10 protein-coding genes are annotated in these 6,486 nt (G+C 60.3%); 3 read left to right on the top strand and 7 right to left on the bottom strand.

The window, feature by feature from the left end:
- A partial coding sequence (locus tag ABEA02_RS07740) for a hypothetical protein (RefSeq protein WP_345532313.1) occupies positions 1-209 on the top strand: 209 nt, incomplete at its 5' end.
- Between the two features lie 5 nt (positions 210-214).
- Here ABEA02_RS07740 and erpA read toward each other — a convergent pair.
- The 5 genes from erpA to rpsP all read right to left on the bottom strand — a co-directional run bounded on the left by erpA (position 215) and on the right by rpsP (position 2,740).
- A complete protein-coding gene (gene erpA, locus ABEA02_RS07735) occupies positions 215-565 on the bottom strand; it encodes an iron-sulfur cluster insertion protein ErpA (protein WP_345532312.1) in 351 nt (116 codons plus the stop codon).
- 155 nt (positions 566-720) lie between these two features.
- Positions 721-1,089, bottom strand: a complete 369-nt coding sequence (gene rplS, locus ABEA02_RS07730) for a 50S ribosomal protein L19 (protein WP_345532311.1) — start codon at positions 1,087-1,089, stop codon at positions 721-723.
- Positions 1,090-1,187: 98 nt separating this feature from the next.
- Positions 1,188-1,937: a tRNA (guanosine(37)-N1)-methyltransferase TrmD gene (trmD, locus tag ABEA02_RS07725; RefSeq protein ID WP_345532310.1), complete on the bottom strand. Its 750-nt coding sequence runs from the start codon at positions 1,935-1,937 to the stop codon at positions 1,188-1,190.
- Between the two features lie 13 nt (positions 1,938-1,950).
- Positions 1,951-2,472, bottom strand: coding sequence for a ribosome maturation factor RimM (gene rimM, locus ABEA02_RS07720; protein WP_345532309.1), 522 nt, complete (start codon positions 2,470-2,472; stop codon positions 1,951-1,953).
- A 16-nt stretch (positions 2,473-2,488) separates the two neighbouring features.
- Positions 2,489-2,740 (bottom strand): 30S ribosomal protein S16, encoded by a 252-nt coding sequence (rpsP, locus tag ABEA02_RS07715; protein ID WP_345532308.1) that lies wholly within the window; start codon positions 2,738-2,740, stop codon positions 2,489-2,491.
- Positions 2,741-2,942: 202 nt separating this feature from the next.
- On the opposite strand from rpsP, the gene ABEA02_RS07710 reads away from it, so the two are divergent.
- Entirely contained in the window at positions 2,943-4,439 is a 1,497-nt protein-coding gene (locus ABEA02_RS07710) for a hypothetical protein (RefSeq protein ID WP_345532307.1), read from the top strand.
- On the opposite strand, the gene ABEA02_RS07705 is transcribed toward ABEA02_RS07710, so the two are convergent.
- Positions 4,436-5,665 carry a YihY family inner membrane protein gene (locus ABEA02_RS07705; RefSeq protein ID WP_345532306.1) on the bottom strand — a complete coding sequence of 410 codons (1,230 nt, stop codon included), beginning with the start codon at positions 5,663-5,665 and terminating at the stop codon, positions 4,436-4,438. The two genes, ABEA02_RS07710 and ABEA02_RS07705, sit on opposite strands and share 4 nt — an antisense overlap.
- 111 nt (positions 5,666-5,776) lie before the next feature.
- Here ABEA02_RS07705 and ABEA02_RS07700 point away from each other — a divergent pair, with 111 nt between their 5' ends.
- The gene (locus tag ABEA02_RS07700) at positions 5,777-6,139 is read left to right on the top strand and encodes a DUF2069 domain-containing protein (RefSeq protein ID WP_345532317.1); all 363 of its coding nucleotides are present in this window, start codon (positions 5,777-5,779) and stop codon (positions 6,137-6,139) included.
- Between the two features lie 3 nt (positions 6,140-6,142).
- Here ABEA02_RS07700 and ABEA02_RS07695 read toward each other — a convergent pair whose 3' ends face one another.
- On the bottom strand, positions 6,143-6,484 hold the full coding sequence (locus ABEA02_RS07695) for a cupin domain-containing protein (protein ID WP_345532316.1): 342 nt from the start codon (positions 6,482-6,484) through the stop codon (positions 6,143-6,145).
- Positions 6,485-6,486: the final 2 nt, after the last annotated feature.

The raw sequence follows: 6,486 nt of genomic DNA, 5'->3' as shown, positions 1-6,486 counted from the left end.
AAATTTATTTTTCGACTTGCTGCGCAGCGAACTGCGCAAAAACAACCAAGCAACTTCCCTTCACCACTCCTCGGCCGCCGAAGCAGCAGAGAGGCGAGATTATGGACAAGAAGCTCGGGCAGGTCAAGGATGATTGCAAAAATATTTCGCAGTGCGGCCCCTCGAAAAAACAAAGGCGCGACAAGCGCGCCTTTGTTTTTGGGAGTTGAGGCTCTTAGACAGAGAAGGATGAGCCGCATCCGCAGGTCGTCGTTGCGTTGGGATTACGGATGACGAACTGGGATCCCTCAAGACCGTCCGTGTAATCGATCTCGGCGCCCACCAGGTACTGGTAGCTCATGGCATCAATCAGGAGGGTTACGCCGTTCTTGCTGAGCACAGTGTCGTCTTCATTAGTCTCTTCGTCGAAGGTGAAGCCATATTGAAATCCAGAGCAGCCACCGCCCGACACGAAGACACGCAGCTTGAGGTCGCTGTTGCCTTCCTCTTCGATAAGCTCTTTTACTTTGCTGGCCGCGCTGTCTGTAAAGACCAGCAGCTCAGGCACTTCGGTCACTGCGTTCATGGGCAATCCCTCCATCAAAAGCATGAATTCATTATCGAACCGCCCAAAGCGGGCGTCAACGCTGTAGCAAATCGGGGCTGAGGCTGAAATCTCAAGCAAAAACGCCCCGGAGCGGAGTCCGGGGCGTTTCGAGCTTGCTTCCTAAAGTTGGCTGCTTAGTCCTTGCGAGCGACCAGCTTTTCCTTGATGCGTGCGGACTTGCCGGAGCGGTCGCGCAGGTAGTACAGCTTGGCGCGGCGCACGTCGCCGCGACGCTTGATCTCGATGCCGGCAACCAGCGGCGAATAAGTCTGGAACGTACGCTCGACACCTTCGCCTGACGAGATCTTGCGAACGATGAAGCTGGAGTTCAGGCCACGGTTGCGCTTGGCGATCACGACACCTTCGTAAGCTTGCAGACGCTCACGGTTGCCTTCCTTTACCTTGACCTGCACGACAACGGTGTCGCCCGGTGCGAAGTCAGGGATGGTCTTGCCCAAGCGGGCAATTTCTTCTTGCTCAAGTTGTTGAATCAGGTTTGACATTGCGTAACTCCAATCAAAATGGTTTGGCCGCGTATGGTTACCGGCCTCACATGCAGAGCAGGTCGCCACCTGATGCATGCCTTTCTTTTCCAGCAGCATTACTGCTGGCCTTGCTCCCGCTTGAACTCTTCAAGCAGCAACATCTCTTCGCGCGACAGCGTACGTCTTGCCAGCAAATCCGGGCGCTTCATCCATGTCCGGCCCAGAGACTGCTTGAGTCTCCAGCGCCGGATTTCGGCATGATTGCCCGACATCAGCACGGCAGGGACGCGCGCGCCCGCATATTCCTCTGGACGTGTGTAGTGGGGGCAATCCAGCACGCCTTCCACAAACGAGTCCTCTTGTGCTGAGTCCGCATCATTCAAGGCTCCCGGCAGGAGGCGAATGATGGCGTCCATCAACATCATGGCGGGCAGCTCGCCGCCCGACACGACAAAATCTCCGATCGACACTTCTTCGTCCACGCAGCGATCAATCAACCGCTGGTCGACTCCCTCGTACCGCCCACAAAGAAGAGTGAGGGACTCCTCCGCTGCCAGCCGCTGAACAGTTTGATGCGTCAGCGGCGCGCCTTGCGGCGACAGGTAAACAATTCGTCCGACCTTCGGCTGCGCCTCACGAACAGCCGACACAGCCTTTTCCAAGGGCTCGGGAATCATCAACATCCCCGGGCCTCCACCGTAAGGTCGGTCATCCACCGTGCGATGCACGTCGTTGGTGAAATCCCTTGGATTCCAGCAATGCAACGACCACAGCTTTTTCTCGTACGCCCGTCGCGAAATACCGTACTCGCGCAAAGCAGCAAACATTTCGGGGAACAGGGTGATGACGTCAAAGCGCCGCGTCATACGCGTCCCTTGCTCACCAGTCCGCCTCCCACTCCACGCGGATCTCGCGTAAGCGCAAATCCACTTCCTTAACGAAGGCAGCGACAAAGGGGATCAACCGCTCGACCTTGTCTTTGCCTTCTCCCATCTCGACCTGCAGCACATCGTGCGCGCCGGTTTCCAGCAGTTTGCTGACGGATCCCAGCGTCTGCGCCTGCGCATTGACGACCGACAGACCGATCAAGTCGCCCCAGTAGTACTCGTCCAGACCCGGCCGCGGCAAATCTTCGCGCGGGGCCGCAATGAACAAACCATCCAGCAACTCGGCGGCATTCCGGTCTGCGACGTCCTCGAAACTCGCCACCAGACTGCTGCCCTGCTCTCGCAAGCTCTCCAGCCGATAGACTTTCCAGTCTGAGTCCTGCGTGGAATCCGGCTTGCTACCCAACCACCAGTAACGCATCGACCGCCAGTTCAAGGGGTCGTCCCCGAAGGGATGAATCTTCACCGCTCCGCGTACGCCATGTGGCGCAACGATGCGCCCCAGCACGATCATGGGAGCGCGCCCTGACTCAGGCAGCGGCCTTGGCGCCTTGCTTGACGAGGCGTTGGACGGTCGGAGACAGCTGAGCGCCCTGGCTTTCCCAGTAGGCCAGACGCTCGGCGTTAATCGCCAGAGACTGCTCGCCACCGGAAGCGACGGGGTTGTAGAAACCTACGCGCTCAATGAAACGGCCATCGCGGCGATTGCGCGAGTCGGCAGCAACGATGTTGAAGAAGGGGCGCTTTTTGGCGCCGCCACGGGAGAGACGGATAACGACCATGGTGGGTTTCCTGTTGCGGAATCGGAAAAACCGTGCACTTTAGGCGAGAACCCACAATAACTCAAGTGCTTGCCTGTAAAGCCCGTTACACCAAGCATCCGGCCGGCGGCCGGCGACCACTGGGCAGCCAAAGCGCTGATTTGTTAAGGCGCTGCCATACAATGACAAACCTTTGTGTCGCGCCATCCCGCATTCTGAAACGATGTCCGTCGAAACACCTCCGAACACCGACGTGACCAGCGCCGTCATTGATTGGCTGACGTCGCCCGCATTTCCTGACCCGCATCTCGAGGTGCAAGCGCTGGTGCGCCATCTTGAGAGCCTGCATCAGCCGGGCGTCACCAAGGCGCAGTTTCATCGCTGCATCGAACTGTTTTACAGCCGCGCGCTACAACTCTGTAACGAGTTTCGGCAGGAGCTGCGCCGCATGCAGTTGCCGCTGGAGGGAGAGTGGCATGACAGCACAGGTCTGCTGACGAATGCGCTGCTGCGCATTGCACAGGGTTTTGAACGCGTGTTGGCGGAGGCCAGCAAAAATGCGATCCGCACCCAACGTCGATTGAATGAGACGGCTTCAGCACGCGCCCTGCGGCTACTGAGCGAACAGTACATCGTCAGCTTCCAGTCCGGTCGTGAACCGGAGATCAAGCTCTGGAAAACAGCCCAGAGCCTGTTCCATCTCTCACGCTCCGAGGCATCCGAAAGTCTGGCTGCAGGCAGCCCGGCCGAGACAACGCTGCATAACTACAAGCGCCTGCTGTCGCTGGCTGCGCTGGACCCCCGCAGCATGTCACCCGCCGAGCTGGACTGGGCCGCGGAGTATGTCGCCCGCATCTGCGGCCAGATGATCCTGCAGGAAGAGAGGCCTTTGCAGCTCGACGGTGCCTGGCACTGGATCAATCCCTCCGATTCAGGTGAGCCGCAGGCCTGCGTCCGCCAGCAACCGCCGGCTAGCGGGCCTCTTCTTTTCTTCACCACACAACCACTGGCCCGACGCGCTGCGGAATTGCTCGCCCGCCATGAAGGTGGCCGTTCGGGCCCGGAGCTGGAGCCTGCCGAGGCCTTTCCCGGCGTGCAGCCAGCCAGCCTCCTCAGCGGCATGCGTCAGCGTTGGCACGCGCCCCCGAAGCGCGAGCACCCGCGCCGCAAACAGAATTACGGTATTGAGGCTTGTGTTGGCCTGACACGGATCTGGCGACTGTTACGCAACCGCGCGGGCGAAGCGGAAGAGCTGGTTTCGCACTGGGATGTACGCAATGAGAGCCCCGGCGGCTATGCCATCATGCACGTCAAAGGCGTGGGCAGCGGCCTCTCGGCCGGTACGGCGGTGGCTCTGCGTCGCGCACCCAACGATCCGTGGTGCGTTTGCGTCGTACGGTGGCTTCGCAGCGAAGGCGAAGGCCAAATCGAGATGGGACTACAGATCGTCTCCCACGGCGCCGTGCCGGTGCAGATAGGCTTCCGCAATGGCGCCGAGCGCAAGGCGCCGATGGTCGATGCGCTTGTACTTCCGGTGTTGCCGGCACTGCGTCAGCATCAGGCCGTGCTCGCACCGTCTGGCACCTACACCTCACGACGCTTTGCACTGGTTTCGGATGTCGACCGACTCTACGTTGCACAAGGACGTTTGCTGAGCCTGGACATGCAGACGGCCAACGTAGAACTGTTCCAGTTCGAGATCGACCCCTACCCGCTCTAAGCTGGTGGCGACGCCAGCAGCAAGGACGACACAGGCGCATCAAGCGCGGCGCGCATGCGCTCAAGCGCAACGCGAATCACTCGCTGGCCTTCTATGTCATCGTCCGGCTCTGGCCCCCCGCCCAGCGTAAGCCAGGCAATCACCTCACCCAGTTTGAGCACGTGCGCTGACATGCTCAGCACCCAGTCGCCCGCATCGGTCCGCACAGCCCAACCTGCGATCTGCATGTCGTCGAGCATCTGCTCGACCCCGACCAGTGTCTGTCCACTTGCTTCGGCAAGCTCGGTCAGCGTCTGCGCCTTGCCGCGTTGCTGCCCATCCGCCAGCGCCGCGATCAGACGCAATGCCGCATGAATACGACCTGATGGCGTCTCCGGCAACAAGCGATGGCGCAGATGATGCTCGGGCAATACCGCCGCGACAATGGCGCCGTAAAGCACAGCGATCCAGGTGAAGTACAGCCACACCAGGAAGATCGGCACTACCGAAAAAGTGCCATAGATGAGGGTGAAGTTTGGCAGCTTGGACAGGTAGAAGCCGAACAGCCGCTGTACAAGTATCACACCCACCGTCGCCACAACGCCACCGGCAATGCTGTGCCACAACACCATCGGCCGGTTCGGCACCTTGTGGAAGAGATAGGAGAACAGGCCGCAGAGCATCATGGCGGGCACAGCCGCGTGCGCCAGATTGCTGACCCAGTGCGGCTCATCGACCAGACCCAGGGATTTGTTGATGAGGCTTGCCATTGTGCTCAGCCCCGCCGCAAGCACGAAAGGCCCCAAGGTCAGCACCAGCCAGTAGGTCGGCATGCGCACCCACCACGGCCGCGGCCGGCGGATGCCCCAGATGCTGTTGAGCGTGCGATCCACCGTCTGCAAAAGCATCACAGCCGTTACCAGCAGCATGGCAGTGCCCACCAGTGTCAGGTTGGAAGCCTTCTGGCTGAACTGCAGCGCATAGGTTGCAATCACTTTGCCGCCGCGCTCGGGCAGCAGGTTGTCCAGCATGAACGTGCGCAGACCGTTGCCCAGGGACGAAAACTGGCTGAAGCGCGACATCAGCATCAGTACGATGGTGATCAGGGGCACCAGAGACAGCAGCGTCGTGAAGGTCAAGCTGCCCGCTGTCTGGGCGATCCGGGCCTCCGCTGATTTGACACGCATGCGTCCCCAGAACTCATGGGCACTGCGCAATCGGCGCTGCATCCGCAGGGGTACATTCATCCATCGTTCTCCAGAAGGCCGGCCTTTATAATGCGCGGCCTCCCACTGGAAAACCGCAACGTGAAGCATATCGCCGAATCGCACCCCGCACGCCCCGCCCATCAGCGCACCCTGTGGATCGCGCAATGGTCCGGCACGGCTTGCCTGCTGGCGCTGATCGCCTTGTGTGTGGCCTGGGAGCTGTGGATCGCGCCCCTGCGTCCCGGTGGGTCGTGGCTGGTGCTGAAAGCCTTGCCGCTATTAGGGGCCCTCTTCGGCATGCTGCACGGGCGTCGTTATACGTTCCAGTGGATGAGCCTTGCCGTGCTGCTCTATTTCGCCGAAGGCATCGTGCGCGCTACCAGTGACGTCGGTCTGTCCGCTACGCTCGGCTGGATCGAAACCGCTCTGAGCCTGGGACTGTTTATTGCCTGCCTCGTCTATGCGCGTCAGAGCGCACCCTCACGCCAGAAGGTGCTCTCGGGCAACAGCTGAATCTCAAACAGCCTGACGGTCACCACGCGTTGCTGGTTGTGACACCACGAGAAAACGCACATCGAAGTAGCTGCGATTGAAGAACTGGTGCGCAGCGCCTGCTGGCACCTCCAGACTTTCACCCGCACAGAGCAGGAACTCCTGCCCTTCCAGCTCGATGACCGCCTCGCCCTCCAGCACATAGAAACATTGCTGGGCGTGTGCGTGCCGATGACGTGTCTCCCCACAACCAGGCGGCACGCGCTCTTCGATCACAGATAGCCGGTCACTCTTCAACAAATGCCAGCCGTCACAGCCATCACCCCAGACGTAGTACTCGGCATTGCTGCGCGAGCGCACTGTCACAC

It is taken from the genome of Viridibacterium curvum (genome assembly GCF_039544165.1).
Lineage (GTDB): Bacteria > Pseudomonadota > Gammaproteobacteria > Burkholderiales > Rhodocyclaceae > Viridibacterium > Viridibacterium curvum.
The sequence above is the reverse complement of the archived record's forward strand: the minus strand, read 5'-3'. Positions and strand labels throughout refer to the sequence as shown.

Coding starts and splice junctions, on each gene's coding strand:
- erpA (WP_345532312.1), bottom strand. CDS start 565: ATGAACGCAGTGACCGAAGTGCCTGAGCTGCTGGTCTTTACAGACAGC.
- rplS (WP_345532311.1), bottom strand. CDS start 1,089: ATGTCAAACCTGATTCAACAACTTGAGCAAGAAGAAATTGCCCGCTTG.
- trmD (WP_345532310.1), bottom strand. CDS start 1,937: ATGACGCGGCGCTTTGACGTCATCACCCTGTTCCCCGAAATGTTTGCT.
- rimM (WP_345532309.1), bottom strand. CDS start 2,472: ATGATCGTGCTGGGGCGCATCGTTGCGCCACATGGCGTACGCGGAGCG.
- rpsP (WP_345532308.1), bottom strand. CDS start 2,740: ATGGTCGTTATCCGTCTCTCCCGTGGCGGCGCCAAAAAGCGCCCCTTC.
- ABEA02_RS07710 (WP_345532307.1), top strand. CDS start 2,943: ATGTCCGTCGAAACACCTCCGAACACCGACGTGACCAGCGCCGTCATT.
- ABEA02_RS07705 (WP_345532306.1), bottom strand. CDS start 5,665: ATGAATGTACCCCTGCGGATGCAGCGCCGATTGCGCAGTGCCCATGAG.